Genomic DNA, 21,183 nt, shown 5'->3' on the forward strand with positions numbered 1-21,183 from the left:
CGTGAACCTTTGTGGCGAGGGAGCAAGCTCCCTCGCCACAGGTCTTCAGTGTTTTTGCTTGCCGCTCTGGGCTGACAAATCATGCAAATGGCGCCGCGACAACTCAAGAAAACGCGGCGTAGGCCCGACGTCTTCGTAGAGCGGGTCACCTTCCTCGTCGGTCGCGACCACCTGTTGACCCTTGACGTAAGGGAAGCTCGCTTCGAGCTCTTCCAGCGCCGCACCGATCAGTTCGCCGAGCAGTTCTTCAGGGTGGCGTTTGGGGTACATCTCGGTAATCGCCGCCAGTCGCGCTGCGGCTTCGACGTCCAGGTGAATGGTGTAGCCGGTCTTGGTCAAACGGCCTGTGGCGGTTTCTTCCCAATGTTGGGCTAATTCACGGATTTTCATAATGACCTCAATAGGCACCTGCTCTTGGCAGGAGGGGATGAGTGCCCGGCCGTTGCCGGTGGCAAGCCTCTGTACGGCTTACCTTTGAGACTAGCCTTTACCTTCAAGGTTTAAAGTCGATTCGTCGTCCGACTTGTAAGAACCCGCTGCGGGCGGCACTCTTGAAGCCGACTGCCATTCGCTGGAGAACTGCTGATGACTGATATCGATGCACGCTTGCGCGAGGATGTTCACCTGCTGGGTGAGTTGTTGGGTAACACCATTCGTGAGCAGTACGGGGATGGTTTTCTCGCCAAGATCGAGCTGATCCGTAAGGGCGCCAAGGCGGACCGCCGTGGCTCGACGGACGCTGAGCTGCGTGCCAGCCTCAATCAGTTGAGCGAAGACGAACTGCTGCCGGTGGCGCGGGCGTTCAACCAGTTCCTCAACCTGGCGAACATCGCCGAGCAATATCAGCTGATTCATCGCCGCGAAGAGTCCCAGCCAGCACCGTTCGAGGCGCGGGTGCTGCCCGAACTGCTCGCCCGCCTGCGGGCTGAAGGCCATGGCAGCGCCGCGCTGGCGCGGCAACTGGGGCGGCTGGAGATCGAGTTGGTGCTGACGGCGCACCCGACCGAAGTCGCCCGCCGGACCTTGATCCAGAAGTACGACGCCATCGCCGCGCAACTGGCCGCTCAGGATCACCGCGACCTGACGACTGCCGAACGCGAGCAGATCCAGCAGCGTTTGCAACGCCTGATCGCCGAAGCCTGGCACACCGAAGAAATCCGCCGCACCCGACCAACCCCGGTCGATGAAGCCAAGTGGGGCTTTGCGGTGATCGAGCATTCGCTGTGGCAGGCGATCCCCAACTACTTGCGCAAGGCCGATCAGGCCCTGCATGCCGCTACCGGCCTGCGTTTACCGCTGGAGGCGGCGCCGATTCGTTTCGCCTCGTGGATGGGCGGCGACCGTGACGGCAACCCAAACGTGACCGCTGTCGTTACCCGTGAAGTCTTGCTGCTGGCGCGCTGGATGGCGGCCGACCTTTACCTGCGCGATGTCGATCATCTGGCCGCCGATCTGTCGATGCAGCAGGCCAGCACCGCGTTGCGGGCCAAGGCCGGGGACAGCGCAGAACCTTACCGCGCGGTGCTCAAACAACTGCGTGAACGCCTGCGCGCGACCCGTAACTGGGCGCAGGCCTCCTTGACCGAGACCACTGCGGCACCGGCTGAGGTGCTGCAAAACAACCGCGAGCTGCTCGATCCGCTGGAGCTGTGCTATCAGTCGCTGCATGAATGCGGCATGGGCGTGATCGCCGACGGTCCGTTGCTTGATTGTCTGCGTCGGGCGGTGACCTTCGGCCTGTTCCTGGTGCGGCTGGATGTGCGTCAGGACTCGTCGCGGCATTCGGCGGCGATGACCGAAATCACCGATTATCTGGGCCTCGGTCGCTATGAAGACTGGGACGAGGACGCGCGTATTCGCTTCTTGATGGGCGAGTTGAACAATCGTCGGCCACTGTTGCCGGCATATTTCAAACCCTCGGCCGACACTGCCGAAGTCCTGGCGACTTGTCGCGAAATTGCCGCGGCACCGGGGGCGTCGCTGGGCTCTTATGTGATCTCCATGGCCGGCGCTGCTTCGGACGTGCTCGCCGTGCAACTGCTGCTTAAAGAGTCGGGTGTGTTGCGGCCGATGCGCGTGGTGCCGCTGTTCGAAACCCTCGCCGACCTGGACAACGCCGGCCCGGTGATCGAGAAACTGTTGCTGCTGCCGGGCTATCGCTCGCGTTTGCAGGGCCCACAGGAAGTGATGATCGGCTATTCCGACTCGGCCAAGGACGCCGGCACCACGGCGGCGGCCTGGGCTCAGTATCGGGCGCAAGAGCGTTTGGTGGATATCTGCCGCGAGCAGCAAGTCGAGTTGCTGTTGTTCCACGGTCGCGGCGGCACGGTGGGCCGTGGCGGTGGTCCGGCGCACGCGGCAATTCTGTCGCAGCCGCCGGGATCGGTGGCCGGGCGTTTCCGCACCACTGAGCAGGGGGAAATGATTCGTTTCAAATTCGGCCTGCCGGACATCGCCGAGCAGAACCTCAACCTGTACCTGGCCGCGGTGCTGGAGGCGACGTTGTTGCCGCCGCCACCGCCGGAGCCCGCGTGGCGTGGCTTGATGGACGAATTGGCGGCCGATGGTGTCAGCGCTTATCGTGCCGTGGTGCGAGAAAATCCACAGTTCGTCGAGTATTTTCGTCAATCCACTCCCGAGCAGGAGCTGGGGCGTCTGCCGCTGGGCAGCCGTCCGGCCAAGCGGCGTGCCGGCGGGATCGAAAGCCTGCGGGCGATTCCGTGGATCTTCGGCTGGACCCAGACTCGTCTGATGCTGCCGGCCTGGCTCGGCTGGGAAGCAGCGCTGAGCAAGGCACTGGCGCGCGGTGAGGGTGAGTTGCTGGCGCAGATGCGTGAGCAATGGCCGTTCTTCCGCACGCGCATCGACATGCTGGAGATGGTGCTGGCCAAGGCCGACGCGGACATCGCCCAGTCCTACGATGAGCGATTGGTGACGCCTGATTTGTTACCTTTGGGTGTGCATTTACGCGACCTATTGTCGCAGGCGTGTTCGGTGGTCCTTGGCCTGACCGGTCAGTCGCAACTGCTGGCCCATAGCCCTGATACCCTGGAGTTCATCCGTTTACGCAACACCTACCTCGACCCGCTACATCTATTGCAGGCCGAACTGTTGGCCCGCTCGCGTCAGCCGGAAGTGGCGCAGGGCAGCCCGGTGGAACAGGCGTTGCTGGTGTCTGTGGCGGGGATTGCCGCCGGTTTGCGTAATACCGGCTAAGGTCTTTTACGGGATGTCGCAAGCGGCTTTACCGCTTCAAGCGACCGGTCCCCGAGGGCCGGTCGCGGTTGTCGGGCGACACTTTGTTATGGGGTTGCGACTTGGATCACCTTGTCGCCAGGGCGTAACAGGCGCGGGTTCCTCCGACTTTCGGCGGCTTGTGTGGTCAGGGCCTGCTGTGTATCTTGATCAGCCTTTGGCCGTTTGGGCGGTCCACGACCCTATTTTGAGATTGGCCCCACGCGGCGAATCCGATCGTTTATTAATAAAAAATTGAGGAGCACATCGATGCGCGTCATTCTGCTGGGAGCTCCCGGGGCCGGTAAAGGTACTCAGGCTAAGTTCATCACTGAAAAATTCGCTATTCCACAGATCTCCACCGGCGACATGCTGCGTGCCGCGGTCAAGGCTGGCACCGAGTTGGGCCTGATCGCCAAGAGCGTCATGGACAGCGGCGGTCTGGTATCCGATGACCTGATCATCAATCTGGTCAAGGAACGCATCAGCCAGGCTGATTGCGCCAACGGTTTCCTGTTCGACGGTTTCCCGCGCACCATTCCCCAGGCCGAAGCGCTGGTGAAGGCCGGCGTCGAGCTGGATCACGTGGTTGAAATCGCCGTCGATGACGAAGAAATCGTTCAGCGTATCGCCGGTCGTCGTGTACACGAAGCCAGCGGCCGCGTTTACCACACCGTCTACAACCCGCCGAAACTCGCGGGCAAGGACGACATCACTGGCGAAGCGCTGGTGCAGCGTAAAGACGACACCGAAGAAACCGTGCGTCATCGTCTGTCGGTCTACCATTCCCAGACCAAGCCACTGGTGGATTTCTACCAGCAGCTGTCGGCTGCTCACGGCAAGCCGAAGTACAGCCACATCGCGGGCGTTGGCTCGGTTGAAGCCATCACCGGCAAGGTGCTTGAAGCGCTGAGCTGAGAAAGCTGATTTGCTTTACGTTCAACGGCCCGCTTGCGGGCCGTTGTTGTTTATACTGGTGCACTTTTTTCTACCTCTCTGACGGAAACATCGATGAGCACCTTGCTGGCCCTGGACACCGCGACTGAAGCTTGCTCCGTTGCCTTGCTGCATGACGGCAAGGTCACGAGCCATTACGAGGTGATCCCGCGCCTGCATGCGCAGAAGTTGCTGCCAATGATCCAGCAGTTGCTGGCTGATGCGGGTACCACCTTGCAAGCGGTCGACGCGATTGCCTTTGGTCGCGGCCCGGGGGCGTTTACCGGTGTGCGAATTGCCATCGGCGTGGTTCAAGGCCTGGCGTTTGCCCTGGATCGTCCGGTGTTGCCGGTGTCCAACCTGGCGGTGCTGGCGCAGCGCGCATTGCGTGAGCACGGTGCACATCAAGTTGCGGCGGCCATCGATGCACGGATGGATGAAGTCTACTGGGGCTGCTACCGCGAAACCGCCGGCGAAATGCGCTTGGTGGGGGCTGAAGCGGTGTTGCCACCGCAAGTGGCTGCATTGCCGGCAGATGCCACGGGTGACTGGTTCGGCGCGGGCACCGGTTGGGGTTATGGCGAGCGAATCGCCGTCAACCTGACCGGTCAGGACGCTGGCATGCTGCCTCACGCCGAAGACTTGCTGACCCTGGCCCGTTTCGCCTGGGAACGCGGCGAAGGCATCCCGGCGGACGACGCACAACCGGTTTACCTGCGCGACAAAGTGGCGACCCCCAAGGCCCGTTAGGATTCGTAGATCAAAAGATCGCAGCCTGCGGCAGCTCCTACGGGAGTACGCGGATCACCTGTAGGAGCTGCCGAAGGCTGCGATCTTTGCCAATTGTCAGTTTCTACCGCGCGCTTTTAAACCTTTTCCGGTTTATGTGCTCTAGTTATCACTTGGGAGTTTGCGAACACTGATAAGTGCCGCTAAATTGCCATCATCGATAGCGAGTTTGTACCTATGCGCATAGACGGCTTTTCCTCTCAGTCCTACCCCATCAAGCGCAAGCCCCGCAAAGGCAATGTGTCGGTGGACGAGTCCCTTGAGGATATCGATGGCGAGCAGGATTTCCCTTCTGAAGAGCAACTGGCTGCCCGCGCCGCCAAGGCTTCTGCGCAACGTCTGAGCAATCTCCCCGCCCGTCAGCAGGACATGATCTACCACCGCGCCATGAGCAAAAGCGTGGCGATGGCCCTGGCCAGCTACCTGAGCACCGCAGCTTTCGTCGATTGGGATATGGAAGTGCTGGGTCTCGACCTGCACATCTGATGCGGTTGCCTTACTACCTCGGTTGCCCATCCTGGAGCGAAAACGCCTGGCGCGAGTACCTGTATCCGCAAAGCGCCCGTCCCAACGAGTTTCTCGGCCTGTACTCGCAGGTGTTCAACGCCGTTGAAGGCAACACCACGTTTTATGCGCGCCCAGCACCGGCGACGGTCGAGCGCTGGGCGCAGGCGATGCCCGAAGACTTTCGCTTTACCGCCAAATTCCCCGGTGACATCAGCCACGGTGGCGACCTGCGCGAGCAACTGAGCGCCGCCGAAACTTTCGTGCAATTGCTCAGCCCGCTCGGCGAACGGGTTTCACCGCTTTGGTTGCAGCTGTCGGCAGCGTTTACCCCGCAACGACTGGCCGAACTGGCCGGGTTCATCGATGGGCTACAGCGGCCCCTGGCGGTTGAAGTGCGGCATCGGGATTTCTTCGCCAAAGGCGATGCCGAGCGCAAGCTCAATCGCCTGTTGCTGGATCGTGGCGTGGAGCGCATTTGCCTCGATCCACGGGCGCTGTTCAGCTGCACGTCGACTGAACCTTCGGTGCTTCATGCGCAAGCGAAAAAGCCCAAGGTGCCACCGCGTCCGGCGGCCTTCACCCAGTTCCCGCAAGTGCGTTTCATCGGCCATCCGGTGCTTGAAGCCAACGATTCGTTCCTGTCGCCGTGGGTCGAGAAAATCGCCCAATGGATCGAAGAGGGCCGCACGCCGTACATCTTCCTGCACACCGCCGACAACCTGCTGGCCGCCGCCCTGGCGCAACGCTTTCATACTCGCTTGATGGCGCGTTTGCCTGGCTTGCCGGCGCTGCCTGAGCTATACAGAGAGCCCGCCGCCGAGCAGCTTGGGTTGCTCTGACGACGGGTTTTTCCCTTCTACAGGAGTGAGCCAATGGATGCGCAAACCCTTAAAGCTCAGGCGTTCAAGGCCTTGCACGAAGGTGCGGGAGCTTTTGTGATTCCTAATCCGTGGGACGCCGGTTCGGCAAAAATGCTCGCGAGTCTGGGTTACCAGGCGCTGGCGACCACCAGTGCCGGTTATGCTTTTTCGCTGGGCCGCCCGGACGGCGCGGTACAACTCGAAGAGACACTGGTCAACGTTCGGGCGATTGTCGCCGCGACTGATCTGCCGGTGGCGGTTGACCTGGAAAACGGTTTCGCCGACAGCCCGCAGGCGTCCGCCGAGAGCCTGCTGCGCGCCGCCACTGCTGGCGCGGTAGGTGGCTCTATCGAAGACGCCACCGGCCGTGAAGACGGCCCGATCTATTGCTTTGAACACGCCGTCGCCCGCATCGAAGCAGCTGTCACAGTAGCGCGCAGTTTGCCGTTCCCGTTCACCCTGACCGCGCGTGCCGAGAATTACCTGCACGGTAATCCGGATCTGGCCGACACCATTCGCCGCTTGCAGGCCTTTGCCGAGGCGGGCGCCGATGTGCTTTATGCGCCGGGGCTGCGCAGCGCTGAAGAGGTGCTGGCGGTGGTCCGTGCGGTGGCGCCGAAACCGGTCAATGTGTTGATGTCCGGCGGTCTCAAGCTGAGCGTGGCGCAGCTCAGTGAAATGGGCGTGAAACGGATCAGTGTCGGCTCGGCCATGGCCCGTGCCGCCTACGGTGCGTTTTATCAGGCCGCGCAGGAAATTCAGGGTCAAGGAACCTTCGGCTTCGCCGACCACGCCATGCCGTTCGGGCAGATCAATCAATTGTTCAAAGGTTGATTGGCTGGGGGCTACAGCGCTGCCCATCGCAATCACTTTTATCTGAATGTCGGGTTGTGGTGGGTTTGTCGCTGAGGTTGAGGCTTAAGCGGCGATGCGCAGGTTTTGCAAGACGATTGGGCGAGCCCAGCCGTTATCGAAGTCGAATTGCTTTTGTTGCTCGACCAGCTCTGCGTGCGGGTAGGGGGTTGCCGGTTTGTCCAGCAGATCGAGTTCGAACTCGGCAATCGGCAAGTGCAATGGGCGCGGTTGCGGTGCCGGGCCTGGCGCAGGCAGTGGCTGACCGGCAGCGAGGACGATCGGGCGCACCCAAGCGCTTTCGAAGTCTTGTTGTTTCTGTTGCGCGACGATTTCGTCCGGCGGGAACGGCGGAGCCGGTTTGTCGGCCAGGTCCATTTCGAACTCGGCAATCGGCAGGAACAACGGCTCAGGCGGGCGGATCGCGGTGTCCTTCACGTCGCAGGCGCGTTGCGTGACGATGTGTTCGAGCAGCTCGGCGCCAACGGTCGGTTCGAGCGGACCATCGACGGCGACGGGTGGGTAACTGCCAGGAGCCGGTGCAGCGTCGCCCACATGATCGGCCAGCGCCTGGGCAAAAAAATCCTGCCACAGGTGACTGACGCCGCTCAGTGCTTGGGAATTACGCAGGCCATAATCGCCGTGACGCGAAATGTAGCCTACTGATGTGCGTTGAATGTCTGACATTTCTCTCGGTCGACGCTCAGCTCTGGCAAAATGCTCGATAGTTTTGTTATCGGCCGTTTTTGCCGATCATTAATTTTTTGAGTGTGTTTTCTGATGAGTGAGCAACCCGCGGCCAGCCGCATCAAAGTCCAGGCCCTGGCCGAGGCGTTTCAGGCACGCGCCGAGCACTGGGCCGAGCGATTGAACTTGCCGCTGCTGCTGGAGGATGCCGAGTTCGCGTTGCAAGTGGGCGAGCAGGGCTTGCAGTTGCAACAGCTCGGCGCGGACGCGCCGGGACCGGTGCGGGTGGACTTCGTCGAGGGCGGCGCCGCCCATCGCCGGTTGTATGGCGGCGGCAGCGGTCAGATGATCGCCAAGGCTGTCGGTGTCGCTCAAGGCGTGCGGCCGAAGGTGCTGGATGCCACGGCGGGGCTGGGCAAGGATGGTTTCGTGCTGGCAAGCCTCGGCTGTGAAATGAGCCTGATCGAGCGTCAGCCGTTGATCGGCGCGTTGCTGGAGGATGGTTTGGCCCGTGCGGCGGAAGATTTTGAGGTGGCGCCGATTGTGGCGCGGATGACGTTGCTCAAGGGTAACTCGATCGAGTTGATGCGCAACTGGGAAGGCGAGCCGCCGCAGGTGATCTACCTCGACCCGATGTTCCCGCATCGTGAGAAAACTGCGTTGGTGAAGAAGGAAATGCGCCTGTTTCGCCCGTTGGTAGGCGATGATCCGGACGCGCCGGCCCTGCTCGAAGCCGCACTCGCACTGGCCAGCCACCGGGTGGTGGTCAAACGCCCGCGCAAGGCACCGTGCATCGAAGGGCCAAAGCCGAGCCATGCGCTGGATGGCAAATCCAGCCGGTACGACATCTACCCCAAGAAAGCGCTCAAGCCTTAGGACCGCGTCGTCCGCATCGCGAGCAAGCTCGCTCCCACAGGGTTATCGGTTGATCACAGGATTTGTGGTCAGCACCGATCCATTGTGGGAGCGAGCTTGCTCCGGGCGGCGATCCGACGATAGCGTCAGCCCAGGCGCTAAAAACCTATCAGGCCGAATCCGGCCGATACGCCCGCATAAACAACCCCACCACTTCCTGCACATGAGCCTCGGCCGCATCGCCGGTCAAGGGTTCGCCGCAGCCGTAGAGCAAACGAAAATTCGCTGCGCCTTTGAGCATGCAGAAAAAATGCTCGGCGGCATTGAGCGGCTTGTCGATGCTCAAGGCGCCGATCTGGTCGATTTTCGTCAGCAAGCGCTCCATGCCCTGCAACATCCGCTGGGGACCTGCTTCGAAGAAGATCTGCGAGAGTTTCGGGTCCTGACTCCCCAGCGTCATGATCAGGCGATGCAGGTTCACCGATTCATTGCTGTTGATCAGTAGATGAAAGCCTCGGGCGATGTTCAACAGCACATTCTCGATCGGCATGCCGTCGGGCAGTTCGAAGAACAATGTGGGCAATTGCTCTTCGCATTTGGCCATCACGGCGCAGGAGAACAGCGTCTCCTTGTCGTTGAAGTGACTGTAAACGGTCAGCTTTGACACGCCGGCCTCAGCCGCCACCGCGTCCATGCTGGTGCTCGCGTAACCATTGCTCAGGAAAAGACGTTTCGCCGCGTCAAGAATCGCCTCGCGCTTGGCGAGATCCTTCGGGCGGCCGGGGCCGTTGGGTGCAGGAAGATTGTTGGACATTTTTCGCTTTAATACTGGACTGGTGAGTTTGCTATTAATAACATACCGGCCAGTATAAATATTCCGCGCACCATTAGCGAAAGGTCGTTCACCATGTTCCGCTATGCCTTGCCCCTCGCCTTGCCAGTCAGTCTGGCGTTTTTGTTGTCTGCGTGCGGCCATGAAGAGCCGGTGCAAGTCACCGTGCGTCCGGCCATGGTGGTTCAGCCAGAACCTTCCGCGCAGGCGATGGACAGCTATCCCGGCGAAGTCCGTGCGCGTTACGAGCCAGAGCTGGCCTTCCGTATTGGCGGCAAAGTCAGCCGACGATTGGTCGAGGAAGGCGAGCGGGTCAAGGCGAATCAGCCGCTGGCAGAACTCGATCCCCAGGACGTCCGTCTGCAACTGGAAGCGACTCGCGCCCAGGTTGCCGCCGCTGAGGCCAACCTGAACCTGGTGCGTGCCGAGCGTGATCGCTACAAGACCCTGATGGAACGTCAGATGGTCAGTCGCTCGCAGTACGACAATTCTGAAAACCTCTACCGATCCGGTGAGGCGCGACTCAAGCAGATCAAGGCCGAGTTTGACGTTGCCAGCAATCAGGCCAGTTACGCCGTGTTGCGTGCGCCGCATGACGGTGTCGTGGCCAAGCGCGCCGTGGAAGTCGGGCAAGTGGTGGCCGCCGGGCAAACCGTCTTTACCCTGGCCACCGACGGCGAGCGTGAAGTGCTGATCAGCCTGCCAGAGCAAAGCTTTGGCCGTTTCAAGGTCGGCCAGCCCGTCACGGTTGAACTGTGGACCCAGCAAGGTCAGCGGTTCGCCGGAAGCATTCGTGAACTGTCGCCGGCCGCCGATCCAAAGTCGCGGACCTTTGCCGCTCGCATTACGTTTACCGCTGGCAAGGTCCCGGCCGAGCTTGGCCAAAGCGCTCGGGTATACATTCAAATCGCTGACGTAGTGCCGCTGTCGGTGCCGCTCTCGGCGCTCACCGCAGAAAACGGCGCGACGTACGTCTGGGTCGTGGGTGCCAACAACACCCTGAAAAAAGCCTCGGTTCGCGTCGGCGCCTTCGGTGAGAAAACCGTGCCGGTGCTGGAAGGCCTGAGTCCCAGCGACTGGGTGGTGGCGGCCGGCGTTCACGTGCTCCATGAAGGCCAGCAAGTGCGGCCGGTGGATCGCTCCAACCGCGTGGTCAATCTGGCGGTCAAGGAGTAATCCCCGATGCGTTTCAACCTTTCTGAATGGGCGCTGCATAACCGCCAGATCGTACTGTTCCTGATGATTTTGCTGGCGGTCGTCGGCACGTTGTCCTACACCAAGCTGGGCCAGAGCGAAGACCCGCCGTTCACGTTCAAGGCCATGGTGATCAAGACCAATTGGCCGGGCGCGACCGCCCAGGAAGTCTCGCGGCAAGTCACCGAACGCATCGAAAAGAAGCTGATGGAAACCGGCGAGTACGAGCGGATTGTCTCGTTCTCTCGCCCCGGTGAATCCCAGGTGACCTTCATGGCCCGGGACTCGATGCATTCGGCGCAGATCCCCGAGCTCTGGTATCAGGTGCGCAAGAAGATCAGCGACATCCGCCAGACCTTGCCGCCGGGTATCCAGGGACCGTTCTTCAACGATGAATTCGGCACTACCTTCGGCAACATCTATGCACTGACCGGTGAGGGCTTCGATTACGCGGTACTCAAGGACTACGCCGACCGCGTCCAGATCCAGCTGCAGCGGGTCAAGGATGTGGGTAAGGTCGACTTGCTCGGGTTGCAGGACGAGAAGATCTGGATCGAGCTCTCCAACGTCAAACTCGCCACCCTGGGCTTACCGTTAGCCGCTGTGCAGCAAGCGCTGGAAGAGCAGAACGCGGTGTCCAACGCCGGGTTCTTCGAAACCACCAGTGAGCGTTTGCAGCTACGGGTCACGGGAAATTTTCAGACCGTCGACCAGATCAGGAATTTTCCGATCCGCGTCGGCGACCGGACCTTCCGAATCGCCGATGTGGCTGACGTGCACCGTGGTTTCAATGATCCACCGGCGCCGCGCATGCGCTTCATGGGCGAAGACGCCATAGGTCTTGCCGTGGCGATGAAGGACGGCGGTGACATTCTGGTGCTCGGCAAGGCGCTGGAACAGGAGTTCGAGCGTATCCAGAACAACCTGCCGGCCGGCCTGCAATTGCGCAAGGTCTCCGACCAGCCAGCGGCAGTGAAAACCAGCGTCGGCGAGTTCGTCCAGGTGCTGGTAGAAGCGCTGGCGATTGTCTTGCTGGTGAGCTTCTTCTCCCTGGGTCTGCGTACCGGCATGGTGGTCGCGTTGGCGATCCCGCTGGTGCTGGCCATGACGTTTGCCTGCATGTATTACCTCGGGATAGGCCTGCACAAAATCTCTCTCGGCGCCCTGGTGCTGGCCTTGGGATTGCTGGTGGACGACGCGATCATCGCCGTGGAAATGATGGCGATCAAAATGGAACAGGGCTACGACCGGCTCAAGGCTGCCAGCTTTGCCTGGACCAGCACCGCGTTTCCAATGCTCACCGGTACGTTGATCACCGCGGCCGGCTTTCTGCCGATTGCCACCGCGCAATCCGGCACCGGCGAATACACCCGCTCGATCTTCCAGGTCGTGACCATCGCGTTGCTGGCTTCGTGGGTCGCTGCCGTGGTGTTTGTGCCTTATCTGGGTGAAAAGCTCCTGCCGGATCTGGCGAAAATTCACGCCGCCAAACACGGTGCAGGCCAGCCTGACCCTTACGGTACGCCGTTCTATCAGCGCGTGCGGCGTCTGGTGGAGTGGTGCGTGCGCCGGCGCAAAACCGTGATTGCCTTGACCATCGTGCTGTTCGTGGCCTCAGTGGTGCTGTTCCGTTTTGTGCCGCAGCAGTTCTTCCCCGCCTCCGGGCGACTGGAACTGATGGTCGATCTGAAACTGGCCGAAGGCGCTTCTCTGAGCAATACCACCGCAGAGGTCAATCGGTTGGAAGCGATGCTCAAGGAACACGCCGGCATCGACAACTATGTGGCCTACGTCGGCACCGGTTCGCCGCGTTTCTACCTGCCGCTGGACCAGCAATTGCCGGCAGCAAGCTTCGCGCAATTTGTGGTCCTGGCGAAAACCATCGAGGAGCGTGAAAGCCTGCGCAGCTGGCTGATCGAAACTCTCAACGAGCAGTTCCCGGCCTTGCGCTCGCGGGTTACGCGCCTGGAAAACGGTCCGCCAGTGGGTTATCCGGTGCAGTTCCGGGTGACCGGTGAACACATTGAAGAAGTCCGCGCCCTGGCACGTAAAGTCGCGGCCAAGGTGCGTGAGAACCCGCATGTGGCCAACGTGCATCTGGACTGGGAAGAGCCGAGCAAGGTTGTCTACTTGAACGTCGATCAGGACCGCGCGCGGGCCTTGGGCGTGAGCACGGCAAACCTGTCGAAGTTTTTGCAAAGCTCACTGACCGGTTCCAGCGTCAGCCAGTACCGCGAAGACAATCAGTTGATCGAGATCCTCTTGCGCGGCACCTTGCACGAACGCACCGAGCTGTCGTTGCTGTCGAGTCTGGCGGTGCCGACCGACAACGGCAAAAGCGTCGCACTGTCGCAGGTGGCAACCCTGGAATATGGCTTCGAAGAAGGCATTATCTGGCACCGCAACCGCTTGCCGAACGTGACGGTTCGCGCCGACATTTACGGTAAGGAACAACCGGCAACCCTGGTCCAGCAGATCCTCCCGACGCTGGAGCCGATTCGCGCCGAACTGCCTGACGGCTATTTGCTGGATGTCGGCGGCACGGTCGAAGATGCAGCCCGTGGGCAGAACTCGGTGAAGGCCGGTGTGCCGTTGTTCATCGTCGTCGTGTTGACCTTGCTGATGCTGCAACTGCGCAGCTTCTCACGTACCGCGATGGTGTTTCTGACCGCGCCGTTGGGACTGATCGGCGTCACCTTGTTCCTGATGGTGTTCCGTCAGCCGTTCGGCTTCGTGGCCATGCTCGGGACCATCGCGCTGTCGGGGATGATCATGCGTAACTCGGTGATCCTGGTGGACCAGATCGAACAGGACATCCGTGCCGGGCTCAAACCCTGGCAAGCGATCATCGAAGCCACGGTGCGACGCTTCCGGCCCATCGTGCTGACCGCACTGGCCGCCGTGCTGGCGATGATTCCGCTGTCACGCAGCGTGTTCTTCGGGCCGATGGCCGTGGCGATCATGGGCGGGTTGATCGTCGCGACGGCGCTGACCTTGCTGTTCCTGCCGGCGCTGTATGCGGCGTGGTTCAGGGTCAAGAAAGAACCGGTCTGAGCCGGCAGCGCCTTGTCTCAATTTGTTGAAAAATTGAGACAAGGTTGCTTCTGTGCTGCACTCCCGACTCAGTTTCATGAGTTTTTGAGACAGCGATGATAAAAGGCCCACCGTTCGGTGTGGGTTGGATTACGGCGGGGTGTCGATGCTATCCAGCGCACGGTTCACCGCCAGTTCCGCCAGGGCCACCATCTGCTGAATCGCCAGTGCGCTGTTGCGTTTAGGACCGTCGAGATCAAACGCCAGGTCGCTGGCCATGACATTGGCCGAGGCCAGGGTTTCGCAGGCGTGGGCCAGCAGGGTTTCGCTGTCGACCTCCGGGGCGATGACGAAGATGCAGCTGGGGCGGCGGTCGGTCAGTAGTTTCTTGGTTTCAGGTAACAACAGGTAATGATCGAGCGCCCGGTGGGCGGCGGCGTGGAGTTCTTTCGAGTCGAGGGACGCGTAGGGGGAAACGCTTTCGGCGTTGGCTTCGGGGGGATTGGGTGTGGGCTTGAACATGGTGAAACTCCTCAGTGTGCGGAGTCGCAACCTATGGGCTACCAACCAATAGGGTGGCGACTGAACGCAGGTTGGTAGCCCGGCCACCAAGGAAACCGGTGCGCCCGAAGGCGCCCTGCGCACAGCCGCCATAACAAACAGCAGGCCAAAAGAAAGCGCCCACCGTGTGGAAATGTCGGCGCTGTGCGCCTTGGAAAACACCGGGCTACCAAACCCGATCGCTGATTTTCAGCGACCTGGAGACGATAGAGCCCGGCGCTCAGGCGCACAAGCCGGCGGATTCTGGCGCAGGTGTAGGCCGTAACGCAAGGCGCTGTGGCTTGTGACGAACACCGTTGCCGTGCAATTAAACACCATGCCCCCGCAACCGTAGGAGCTGCCGAAGGCTGCGATCTTTTGATCTTGATGTTGATCTTTATCGGCTCAAAAAAGATCGAGGTCAAAAGATCGCAGCCTTCGGCAGCTCCTACGTGGGAGGGGGATCGTTCTCGTGTGGGAACGATCGAGCCGTTTCGGGGGGGGCGCGGGTTACAGCAAGCCGAAGACTTTCTTCGCCAGGCTGGTCGCGGCTTCCGCCGGGTTGGCGCGGATGCCTTCTTCCTTCTGGGCGATCATCTTGAACAGGCCGTCCAGGGCCTTTTCCGTCACGTAGCCTTCAATGTTGGCACTCTTGGCATCGAGCACGCCGAAGGTTGCCGCCTGCCCGGCGAACGAGTTGTACTGCTTGGCCAGGCCCACCTGGTCGGTGGCTTGTTTGACGATCGGGAGGAACTTGGCGCGGATTTGTTCGCGGCTGGTCTTGCTCAGGTACTCGGTGGCCGAATCCTTGCCGCCGGTGAGGATGCCCTTGGCATCGGTCACGGTCATTTTTTTCACCGCATCCACCAGCAGGGCCTGGGCCTGCGGCATGGCCGCCTCCGCCGCCTGGTTCATGCTGGTTTCCAGTTGATCGACCTGGGCCCCCATGCCGAACTGTTTCATCTTGCTGGCGACCTTGCCCAGTTTGCCCGGCAGTTCGATCTTCACGTCAGGGTTGTTGCTGAAACCGCCCGGTTTGCCGAGCGTGGTGACGGCCGCGACGGCCCCCTGGGCCAGGGCGTCCTTGAGGCCGCCCGAGGCTTCTCCCTGGGAAAGGCTGCCCAGCGACAGGGCCAGCGCGTTGGCGGAGATCAGCAGGCCTGCGCACAGGCTGGCAAAGCGAAGGGTAGGGCGGAGCATGGCAACTTCCTTTTTCAAAAAAGACAATTAACGGACCGCGTCGACGGCCTTAAGCAATTTAGTCGGCTTGCAGCGCAGGTGCGGGTTGATCTGCCGCATCTTCACTACGATGCAACGCCACCTGACGGATCGACAAGCGAATCTCCGCCGGCAACACACGTTTGGCTGCACCTTCGGCCAGTTCGCCGAGCAGTTCGTGATGGCTCAGCTTGCCGGCTTCGTCGCGACGCAGCACGTCGAGGTTCAGCAGGGTCTGGATGAAATGACGGAACAGGCTCTTGTCGAAGAATTCCGGGGCGTTCAGGCCATGCAGGATCGACAGGCGCTGGGCCATGACCGTGCACAGGTCTTCCAGCTCTTCGGCGCTGAGGGTGTTCTGGCCGCTGTTGAGCAGCAACGAGATGGCCATGTAGAAGCGTTGCAAGGTCTGCGCGATGCTCTTGGACAGCAAGGTCAGCAGCACGAAATGCCGCGAGCTTGGCGCCGGGCGCAGGTACACGTTGTTCTCGAAACGCAGCAGGCCTTGTTCGACAAAGGCGTCGAGCCATTGATCGATCACCGCATCCAGCTCGTCCAGCGACCAGCGGATGAACAGTTCCGATTGCAGGTACGGGTACAGCGCGCGGGTATAGCGCAGGATCTGTTCGCGGCTCATGCGTGACGCGCTCTGGAAGAAGCTCGCGAGCAGCGCCGGCAGGGCGAAGATGTGCAGCACGTTGTTGCGGTAGTAGGTCATCAGGACGGCGTTTTGCTCGTCCAGATACAGGATCTTACCCAGCGCATCGCTTTGCTCGCAGAGCAGGTCCATGTCCTTGACGTGTTCGATCAACGCGCGGCCGTCACCTTCCGGCAAGGTGGTGTGCGGCGAGTACGGCACGCGGCGCAACAGCGCCAGGTACAAGTCGAGCACCCGCGCCATGGCGCGATCGTCCAGCGCCAGACGGCTGGTGGAGAGCAGGGCCAGCGCCACCAGGTTTACCGGGTTGATCGCCGCCGCTTCGTTCAAATGCCGCGCCACGCGCTCGCCGAGGCGGTTGGTGGTTTCGTTGAGCCAGGCCGGTTTGAACTGCGGGCCGAGTTCCTGGGTACGCCAATCCGGTTGTTCGCTGTCGAGGAACTCCGCCAGTTTGATCGGCTCGCCGAAGTTCACCGCCACTTGGCCGAAGCGCTGCTTGAGCGCGCCGATGACTTTGAAAATGTCGAAGATCGACTCTTTCTTCTTGCTCGCCCCACGCAGTTCACCGAGGTAAGTCCGGCCTTCCAGCACCCGTTCGTAACCGATGTACACCGGGATGAAGACGATTGGCATGCGCGATGAACGCAGGAAGCTGCGCAGGGTGATCGACAGCATCCCGGTTTTCGGTTGCAGCATGCGCCCGGTGCGCGAACGGCCGCCCTCGACGAAGTATTCCACCGGGAAGCCTTTGGTGAACAGCGTGTGCAGGTATTCGTTGAACACCGAGGTGTAGAGCGGATTGCCCTTGAAGGTGCGGCGCATGAAGAACGCCCCGCCGCGACGCAGCAGGCCGCCGATCACCGGCATGTTGAGGTTGATCCCGGCGGCGACGTGCGGCGGGGTCAGGCCGTTGCGAAACAGCAGATAGGAAAGCAGCAGGTAGTCGATATGGCTGCGGTGGCACGGCACGTAGATCACTTCGTGACCCTGGGCGACGTTCTGCACGCCTTCGATGTGGTTGACCTTGATCCCGTCGTAGATCTTGTTCCAGAACCAGCTCAGCACCACTTCCATAAAGCGGATCGCGGTGTAGGTGTAGTCCGAGGCGATTTCATTGCCGTAACGCAACGCTTGTGCTTTGGCCTTCTCCGGTGAAATGTTCTCGCGTTCGGCTTCGTCGAGGATCGCCTGTTTGACCTGCGGCTGATTCAGCAGGCCTTTGACCAGGTTGCGACGGTGGGAAATGTCCGGGCCGATGACCGCGGCTTTGAGGTTGCGAAAGTGCACCCGCAAAATGCGCTGGGCCATGCGCACGGTGAGCTCAAAGCCCTTGTTGTGTTCGATCAGCTCGCGCAGATGGATCGGCGCGGAAAACTGCACGCGGGTCTTGCGCCCCAGAATCATGATGCTCAGCAGCCGGCGCAGGCGCCCGGTCACCGCCCAGCTGTCAGCGAAGAGCAACTTCCACGGGCTCGATTCGCTGTCCGGCGACTGGCCCCAGAACACACTGACGGGGATGATCTGCGCATCTTCGGCGCCATTCTGGCTCAGGGCGCTGACCAGCCGGGTCAGGGTCGGTGGTGCGCCTCGTTTGTCCTGACGGCCGAGCCAGTCAGGCGCAGGCGTCAGGTAGAAGAACGCGGCAGGCTCCAGCAGGTTGCCCACCGATACCGGCAGCACCGGGCGTGGCAGCCCGGCTTTGCTGCATTCGGTATCGACCACCGCGAGGTCGGTCAGCGAAGGATTTTGCAGGACGTAGAACACCGGACGACTGCGGTCGAGGTTGAGGGTAAAGGACGACTGGTTGATCGTCTCCGAACGAACCCAGAGGTAAAGCAGTCGGCGCAAGGTGCCAAACACAAGACGGAGGAACGGGGAGCGGGTCATACGGCTTCTGCTTTAGTTGAAAAAACCGAGCAAGCGCTCGGGGCCGGTAGTGTGCCGGATTCGTCGAAAATCGGCAAAAAAGCGCCGATGTAATCTTGAGTTGAGAGTTTTTGCGGCTGTCATATACTCGGCCAGCCGTTTGCCACTATCGGCGCTGTTTTTTACAGTAAACCGAGCGCTGGCAAACATTCTCAAGGCTTGTCCATGAACAGGCCGACTCAATAATAAAAAGATGGGGGATTGATTGATGGCAACGCGCGAGACCGGCAACGTGAAGTGGTTCAACGACGCCAAGGGCTACGGCTTCATTCAGCGTGAAGACGGGGCAGACGTGTTCGTGCACTACCGCGCGATCCGTGGCGAAGGCCACCGCTCGTTGGCCGAAGGCCAGCAGGTTGAATACGCAGTGGTGGATGGGCAGAAAGGTTTGCAGGCTGAGGATGTGGTGGGCTTGTAACCCCGATCCTCGCCTCATACAAAACCACTGAGGGAGCGAGCTCGCTCGCGATGGCGCCATTCGACGCGATATCTACCGCGCGCCTTACACCGCTATCGCGAGCAGGCTCGCTCCCACACTGGATCTCTGTTGGGCATGCCATTTTGGGCATCCCACAGGTTCAGGGGTTAAGCAGTTTTCCAGGTGATCTCTTCTTCACCGTCGACGCTGATCCGAATCCAGCGATCAGCCGTTTCTTCACCTTCTTCCTCGACCCAGGTCCCCGGTGCGCAGCGCACTTCGACGTTCAGCGCGGCAAAGGCTGCGCGGGCGCAGGCGATGTCGTCGTCCCACGGCGTCTGGTCGCTTTCCAGGTACAGGCTGTTCCACTTGCCCACGGCTTTTGGCAGCCAGGTCACGGGCACGTTGCCGGCCTTGCACTTGTAGGTCTGACCTTTCTGAACCCAGTCGGTGCAAGGGCCCAGAGCCGCACCGAGCCAGGTGGCGATGGCCTTGTAGTCGACGTCGGCGTCTTTCAGGTAAATCTCGATATCGGGTTGGCGCATGGATGTTCCTCACTGCGGGTTTCGAAAAATCCATTCGCGGATTTAGCCGGCCTCAAGCCACTGCTCAAGGCCAAAAGTTAAAGGGTTGTTCTCAAACAATTACTGCAAAACGAAATAATCGTAGCGCATCGATACGCTGACCTCGAACGGCTCGGCCTGTTCGATGACGGCCGCCCGGCGTTCGGCACTGGCGCGCCAGCCGTGAGGCGTCATGGCCAGCAGGTTGGCGCGGTCCTGGCCACTCACCAGATTCAGTTTGAATTCCAGGGTTTCGCTGTGTTGCAGCATCATGCCTTCCGGCACCAGCGCCAGGTGCTTGTCATCGGTGTATTCACGCACTTCGTCGTACAGACGCTCACGCAGTTCCATCAAATGGCCGCTGGTCGGCCCGACTTTCATCAAGCCGCCGCCAGGGCTGAGCAGGCGTTTGGCTTCCAGCCAGTCGAGTGGGCTGAACACGCTGGCGAGGAACTGGCAGCTGGCATCGGCCAACGGCACCCGCGCCATGCTGGCGATCAACCAGGTCAGTTGCGGGTTGCGTTTGCAGGCGCGCTTCACCGCTTCGCGGGAAATATCCAGCGCGTAACCGTCGGCATTCGGCAGGGCGTCGGCGATTTGCGCGGTGTAGTAACCCTCGCCACAACCGATGTCCAGCCAGCGCTGCGGTGCACGTTCGGCGGCCAATTCGGCAAGACGCTTGGCCACCGGGGCGTAATGCCCGGCGTTCAAGAAGTCGCGACGGGCTTCGACCATCGCCTGGTTGTCGCCCGGATCACGGCTGTTCTTGTGCTGCACCGGCAGCAGGTTCAGGTAACCCTGACGGGCGCGGTCGAAGCAATGCCCGGCGGGGCACGCGACGCCGTTGTCGACCGCGTTCAGCGGTGCGCTGCAGATAGGGCAGGTGAGCATCAGGCGAGCAACTTGATCAGGGTCTGGTAGTAGATTTCGGTCAGTACGTCGAGATCGCTGGCCAGCACTCGCTCGTTGACCTGGTGGATCGTCGCGTTGACCGGGCCAAGCTCGACCACTTGGGTGCCCATGGTGGCGATGAAGCGCCCGTCCGACGTGCCGCCGCTGGTGGACGCCTGGGTTTCGCGACCGGTGATGGCCTTGATGCTCACCGACACCGCGTCGAGCAGGGCGCCCGGTTCGGTGAGGAACGGCAGACCCGACAGCGCCCAATCCACGTGCCAGTCCAGGCCATGTTTGTCGAGGATGTCGGCTACCCGCTGCTGCAGGCCTTCGACTGTCGATTCGGTGGAGAAGCGGAAGTTGAACACCGCCACCAGATCACCGGGGATCACGTTGGTCGCGCCGGTGCCGGAATTCAGGTTGGAGATCTGGAAACTGGTTGGCGGGAAGAACGCGTTACCGCTGTCCCAATGCTCAGCGGCCAGTTCGGCCAAGGCCGGAGCGGCAAGGTGGATCGGGTTCTTCGCCAGGTGCGGGTAGGCCACGTGACCTTGCACGCCGCGCACGGTGAGCTTGGCGCCGAGGGAGCCGCGACGGCCGTTCTTGACCACGTCACCGACCAGGGTGGTGCTCGACGGTTCGCCGACGATGCACCAGTCCAGACGTTCCTTACGCGCCGCGAGGCGTTCAACCACCGCTTTGGTGCCGTGATGCGCCGGGCCTTCTTCGTCGCTGGTGATCAGAAACGCGACCTTGCCCTTGTGGTCCGGGTAGTCGGCGACAAAACGTTCGGCCGCCACGGTCATTGCTGCGAGGCTGCCCTTCATATCGGCCGCGCCACGGCCGCAGAGCATGCCGTGCTCGTCGATCAGCGCGTTGAACGGCTCGATCTGCCAGGCCGCCACCGGGCCGGTCGGCACCACGTCGGTGTGACCGGCGAAGCACAGCACCGGGCCTTCGTGCTTGCCATGGGTGGCCCAGAAGTTATCCACATCTTCGATGCGCATGGGCTCCAGCGCAAAACCGGCATCGCCCAGGCGCTGCATCATCTGCTTCTGGCAATCGGCGTCGACCGGCGTCACGGACGGACGGCGGATCAGGTCGATGGCGAGTTGGAGGGTCGGCGAAAGGTCGGCGTGGGCCGTCATGGGAAGCTCCGAAGACTGTCAATGTGGGAGCGAGCTTGC

19 protein-coding genes are annotated in these 21,183 nt (G+C 61.3%); 10 read left to right on the forward strand and 9 right to left on the reverse strand.

What is annotated here, in order from left to right:
* Positions 1-45: 45 nt before the first annotated feature.
* Positions 46-390: a pilin assembly protein gene (locus tag AC1RPZ_RS09530; RefSeq protein ID WP_493136796.1), complete on the reverse strand. Its 345-nt coding sequence runs from the start codon at positions 388-390 to the stop codon at positions 46-48.
* Between the two features lie 195 nt (positions 391-585).
* On the opposite strand from AC1RPZ_RS09530, the gene ppc reads away from it, so the two are divergent.
* The 6 genes from ppc (at position 586) to AC1RPZ_RS09560 (ending at position 7,160) form a co-directional block, all read left to right on the forward strand.
* Positions 586-3,216, forward strand: coding sequence for a phosphoenolpyruvate carboxylase (ppc, locus tag AC1RPZ_RS09535; RefSeq protein WP_493136797.1), 2,631 nt, complete (start codon positions 586-588; stop codon positions 3,214-3,216).
* Positions 3,217-3,504: 288 nt separating this feature from the next.
* On the forward strand, positions 3,505-4,152 hold the full coding sequence (gene adk, locus AC1RPZ_RS09540; RefSeq protein ID WP_493136798.1) for an adenylate kinase: 648 nt from the start codon (positions 3,505-3,507) through the stop codon (positions 4,150-4,152).
* 93 nt (positions 4,153-4,245) lie between these two features.
* The gene (gene tsaB, locus AC1RPZ_RS09545) at positions 4,246-4,920 is read left to right on the forward strand and encodes a tRNA (adenosine(37)-N6)-threonylcarbamoyltransferase complex dimerization subunit type 1 TsaB (protein ID WP_493136799.1); all 675 of its coding nucleotides are present in this window, start codon (positions 4,246-4,248) and stop codon (positions 4,918-4,920) included.
* Positions 4,921-5,136: 216 nt separating this feature from the next.
* On the forward strand, positions 5,137-5,445 hold the full coding sequence (locus AC1RPZ_RS09550; RefSeq protein ID WP_493136800.1) for a hypothetical protein: 309 nt from the start codon (positions 5,137-5,139) through the stop codon (positions 5,443-5,445).
* Positions 5,445-6,305, forward strand: a complete 861-nt coding sequence (locus tag AC1RPZ_RS09555) for a DUF72 domain-containing protein (protein WP_493136801.1) — start codon at positions 5,445-5,447, stop codon at positions 6,303-6,305. Before AC1RPZ_RS09550 ends, AC1RPZ_RS09555 begins: the two co-directional genes overlap by 1 nt.
* Before the next feature lie 33 nt (positions 6,306-6,338).
* The gene (locus tag AC1RPZ_RS09560) at positions 6,339-7,160 is read left to right on the forward strand and encodes an isocitrate lyase/PEP mutase family protein (RefSeq protein WP_493136802.1); all 822 of its coding nucleotides are present in this window, start codon (positions 6,339-6,341) and stop codon (positions 7,158-7,160) included.
* An 84-nt stretch (positions 7,161-7,244) separates the two neighbouring features.
* On the opposite strand, the gene AC1RPZ_RS09565 is transcribed toward AC1RPZ_RS09560, so the two are convergent.
* Positions 7,245-7,865: an energy transducer TonB gene (locus AC1RPZ_RS09565; protein WP_493136803.1), complete on the reverse strand. Its 621-nt coding sequence runs from the start codon at positions 7,863-7,865 to the stop codon at positions 7,245-7,247.
* A 93-nt stretch (positions 7,866-7,958) separates the two neighbouring features.
* Here AC1RPZ_RS09565 and AC1RPZ_RS09570 point away from each other — a divergent pair, with 93 nt between their 5' ends.
* Complete coding sequence (locus tag AC1RPZ_RS09570) at positions 7,959-8,741, forward strand: class I SAM-dependent methyltransferase (RefSeq protein ID WP_493136804.1); 783 nt, start codon at positions 7,959-7,961, stop codon at positions 8,739-8,741.
* A 148-nt stretch (positions 8,742-8,889) separates the two neighbouring features.
* On the opposite strand, the gene AC1RPZ_RS09575 is transcribed toward AC1RPZ_RS09570, so the two are convergent.
* Entirely contained in the window at positions 8,890-9,534 is a 645-nt protein-coding gene (locus tag AC1RPZ_RS09575) for a TetR/AcrR family transcriptional regulator (RefSeq protein WP_493136805.1), read from the reverse strand.
* Positions 9,535-9,627: 93 nt separating this feature from the next.
* Here AC1RPZ_RS09575 and AC1RPZ_RS09580 point away from each other — a divergent pair, with 93 nt between their 5' ends.
* Complete coding sequence (locus AC1RPZ_RS09580) at positions 9,628-10,728, forward strand: efflux RND transporter periplasmic adaptor subunit (RefSeq protein ID WP_493136806.1); 1,101 nt, start codon at positions 9,628-9,630, stop codon at positions 10,726-10,728.
* 6 nt (positions 10,729-10,734) lie between these two features.
* Positions 10,735-13,800, forward strand: a complete 3,066-nt coding sequence (locus AC1RPZ_RS09585; protein WP_493136807.1) for an efflux RND transporter permease subunit — start codon at positions 10,735-10,737, stop codon at positions 13,798-13,800.
* A 129-nt stretch (positions 13,801-13,929) separates the two neighbouring features.
* Here AC1RPZ_RS09585 and AC1RPZ_RS09590 read toward each other — a convergent pair whose 3' ends face one another.
* The 3 genes from AC1RPZ_RS09590 to plsB form a co-directional block, all read right to left on the reverse strand.
* Positions 13,930-14,301 (reverse strand): DUF6124 family protein, encoded by a 372-nt coding sequence (locus tag AC1RPZ_RS09590; protein ID WP_493136808.1) that lies wholly within the window; start codon positions 14,299-14,301, stop codon positions 13,930-13,932.
* 528 nt (positions 14,302-14,829) lie between these two features.
* Positions 14,830-15,519: a DUF4197 domain-containing protein gene (locus tag AC1RPZ_RS09595; RefSeq protein WP_493136809.1), complete on the reverse strand. Its 690-nt coding sequence runs from the start codon at positions 15,517-15,519 to the stop codon at positions 14,830-14,832.
* Positions 15,520-15,577: 58 nt separating this feature from the next.
* Complete coding sequence (gene plsB, locus AC1RPZ_RS09600; protein ID WP_493136810.1) at positions 15,578-18,082, reverse strand: glycerol-3-phosphate 1-O-acyltransferase PlsB; 2,505 nt, start codon at positions 18,080-18,082, stop codon at positions 15,578-15,580.
* Between the two features lie 247 nt (positions 18,083-18,329).
* Between plsB and AC1RPZ_RS09605 the strand changes: the two genes are divergently transcribed.
* On the forward strand, positions 18,330-18,539 hold the full coding sequence (locus tag AC1RPZ_RS09605; RefSeq protein WP_054595898.1) for a cold shock domain-containing protein: 210 nt from the start codon (positions 18,330-18,332) through the stop codon (positions 18,537-18,539).
* 167 nt (positions 18,540-18,706) lie between these two features.
* Here AC1RPZ_RS09605 and AC1RPZ_RS09610 read toward each other — a convergent pair whose 3' ends face one another.
* From AC1RPZ_RS09610 to dapE, 3 genes are all read right to left on the reverse strand, one after another.
* A complete protein-coding gene (locus AC1RPZ_RS09610; protein ID WP_054595899.1) occupies positions 18,707-19,084 on the reverse strand; it encodes a hypothetical protein in 378 nt (125 codons plus the stop codon).
* Positions 19,085-19,183: 99 nt separating this feature from the next.
* Complete coding sequence (locus AC1RPZ_RS09615) at positions 19,184-19,993, reverse strand: putative RNA methyltransferase (protein WP_493136811.1); 810 nt, start codon at positions 19,991-19,993, stop codon at positions 19,184-19,186.
* Complete coding sequence (gene dapE / locus AC1RPZ_RS09620) at positions 19,993-21,144, reverse strand: succinyl-diaminopimelate desuccinylase (protein ID WP_493136812.1); 1,152 nt, start codon at positions 21,142-21,144, stop codon at positions 19,993-19,995. The genes AC1RPZ_RS09615 and dapE overlap by 1 nt, the downstream gene beginning before the upstream one ends.
* Positions 21,145-21,183: the final 39 nt, after the last annotated feature.

This window comes from Pseudomonas sp. GW822-FHT02D10, from assembly GCF_058802345.1.

Excerpts from the sequence above, each read along its gene's own strand:
- AC1RPZ_RS09610 (WP_054595899.1), bottom strand. The coding sequence starts at position 19,084 with ATGCGCCAACCCGATATCGAGATTTACCTGAAAGACGCCGACGTCGAC.
- AC1RPZ_RS09550 (WP_493136800.1), top strand. The coding sequence starts at position 5,137 with ATGCGCATAGACGGCTTTTCCTCTCAGTCCTACCCCATCAAGCGCAAG.
- AC1RPZ_RS09615 (WP_493136811.1), bottom strand. The coding sequence starts at position 19,993 with ATGCTCACCTGCCCTATCTGCAGCGCACCGCTGAACGCGGTCGACAAC.
- AC1RPZ_RS09590 (WP_493136808.1), bottom strand. The coding sequence starts at position 14,301 with ATGTTCAAGCCCACACCCAATCCCCCCGAAGCCAACGCCGAAAGCGTT.
- adk (WP_493136798.1), top strand. The coding sequence starts at position 3,505 with ATGCGCGTCATTCTGCTGGGAGCTCCCGGGGCCGGTAAAGGTACTCAG.
- AC1RPZ_RS09580 (WP_493136806.1), top strand. The coding sequence starts at position 9,628 with ATGTTCCGCTATGCCTTGCCCCTCGCCTTGCCAGTCAGTCTGGCGTTT.
- AC1RPZ_RS09530 (WP_493136796.1), bottom strand. The coding sequence starts at position 390 with ATGAAAATCCGTGAATTAGCCCAACATTGGGAAGAAACCGCCACAGGC.
- AC1RPZ_RS09565 (WP_493136803.1), bottom strand. The coding sequence starts at position 7,865 with ATGTCAGACATTCAACGCACATCAGTAGGCTACATTTCGCGTCACGGC.
- AC1RPZ_RS09560 (WP_493136802.1), top strand. The coding sequence starts at position 6,339 with ATGGATGCGCAAACCCTTAAAGCTCAGGCGTTCAAGGCCTTGCACGAA.
- AC1RPZ_RS09595 (WP_493136809.1), bottom strand. The coding sequence starts at position 15,519 with ATGCTCCGCCCTACCCTTCGCTTTGCCAGCCTGTGCGCAGGCCTGCTG.
- AC1RPZ_RS09570 (WP_493136804.1), top strand. The coding sequence starts at position 7,959 with ATGAGTGAGCAACCCGCGGCCAGCCGCATCAAAGTCCAGGCCCTGGCC.
- AC1RPZ_RS09555 (WP_493136801.1), top strand. The coding sequence starts at position 5,445 with ATGCGGTTGCCTTACTACCTCGGTTGCCCATCCTGGAGCGAAAACGCC.
- dapE (WP_493136812.1), bottom strand. The coding sequence starts at position 21,144 with ATGACGGCCCACGCCGACCTTTCGCCGACCCTCCAACTCGCCATCGAC.
- plsB (WP_493136810.1), bottom strand. The coding sequence starts at position 18,082 with ATGACCCGCTCCCCGTTCCTCCGTCTTGTGTTTGGCACCTTGCGCCGA.
- AC1RPZ_RS09575 (WP_493136805.1), bottom strand. The coding sequence starts at position 9,534 with ATGTCCAACAATCTTCCTGCACCCAACGGCCCCGGCCGCCCGAAGGAT.
- ppc (WP_493136797.1), top strand. The coding sequence starts at position 586 with ATGACTGATATCGATGCACGCTTGCGCGAGGATGTTCACCTGCTGGGT.
- AC1RPZ_RS09585 (WP_493136807.1), top strand. The coding sequence starts at position 10,735 with ATGCGTTTCAACCTTTCTGAATGGGCGCTGCATAACCGCCAGATCGTA.
- tsaB (WP_493136799.1), top strand. The coding sequence starts at position 4,246 with ATGAGCACCTTGCTGGCCCTGGACACCGCGACTGAAGCTTGCTCCGTT.
- AC1RPZ_RS09605 (WP_054595898.1), top strand. The coding sequence starts at position 18,330 with ATGGCAACGCGCGAGACCGGCAACGTGAAGTGGTTCAACGACGCCAAG.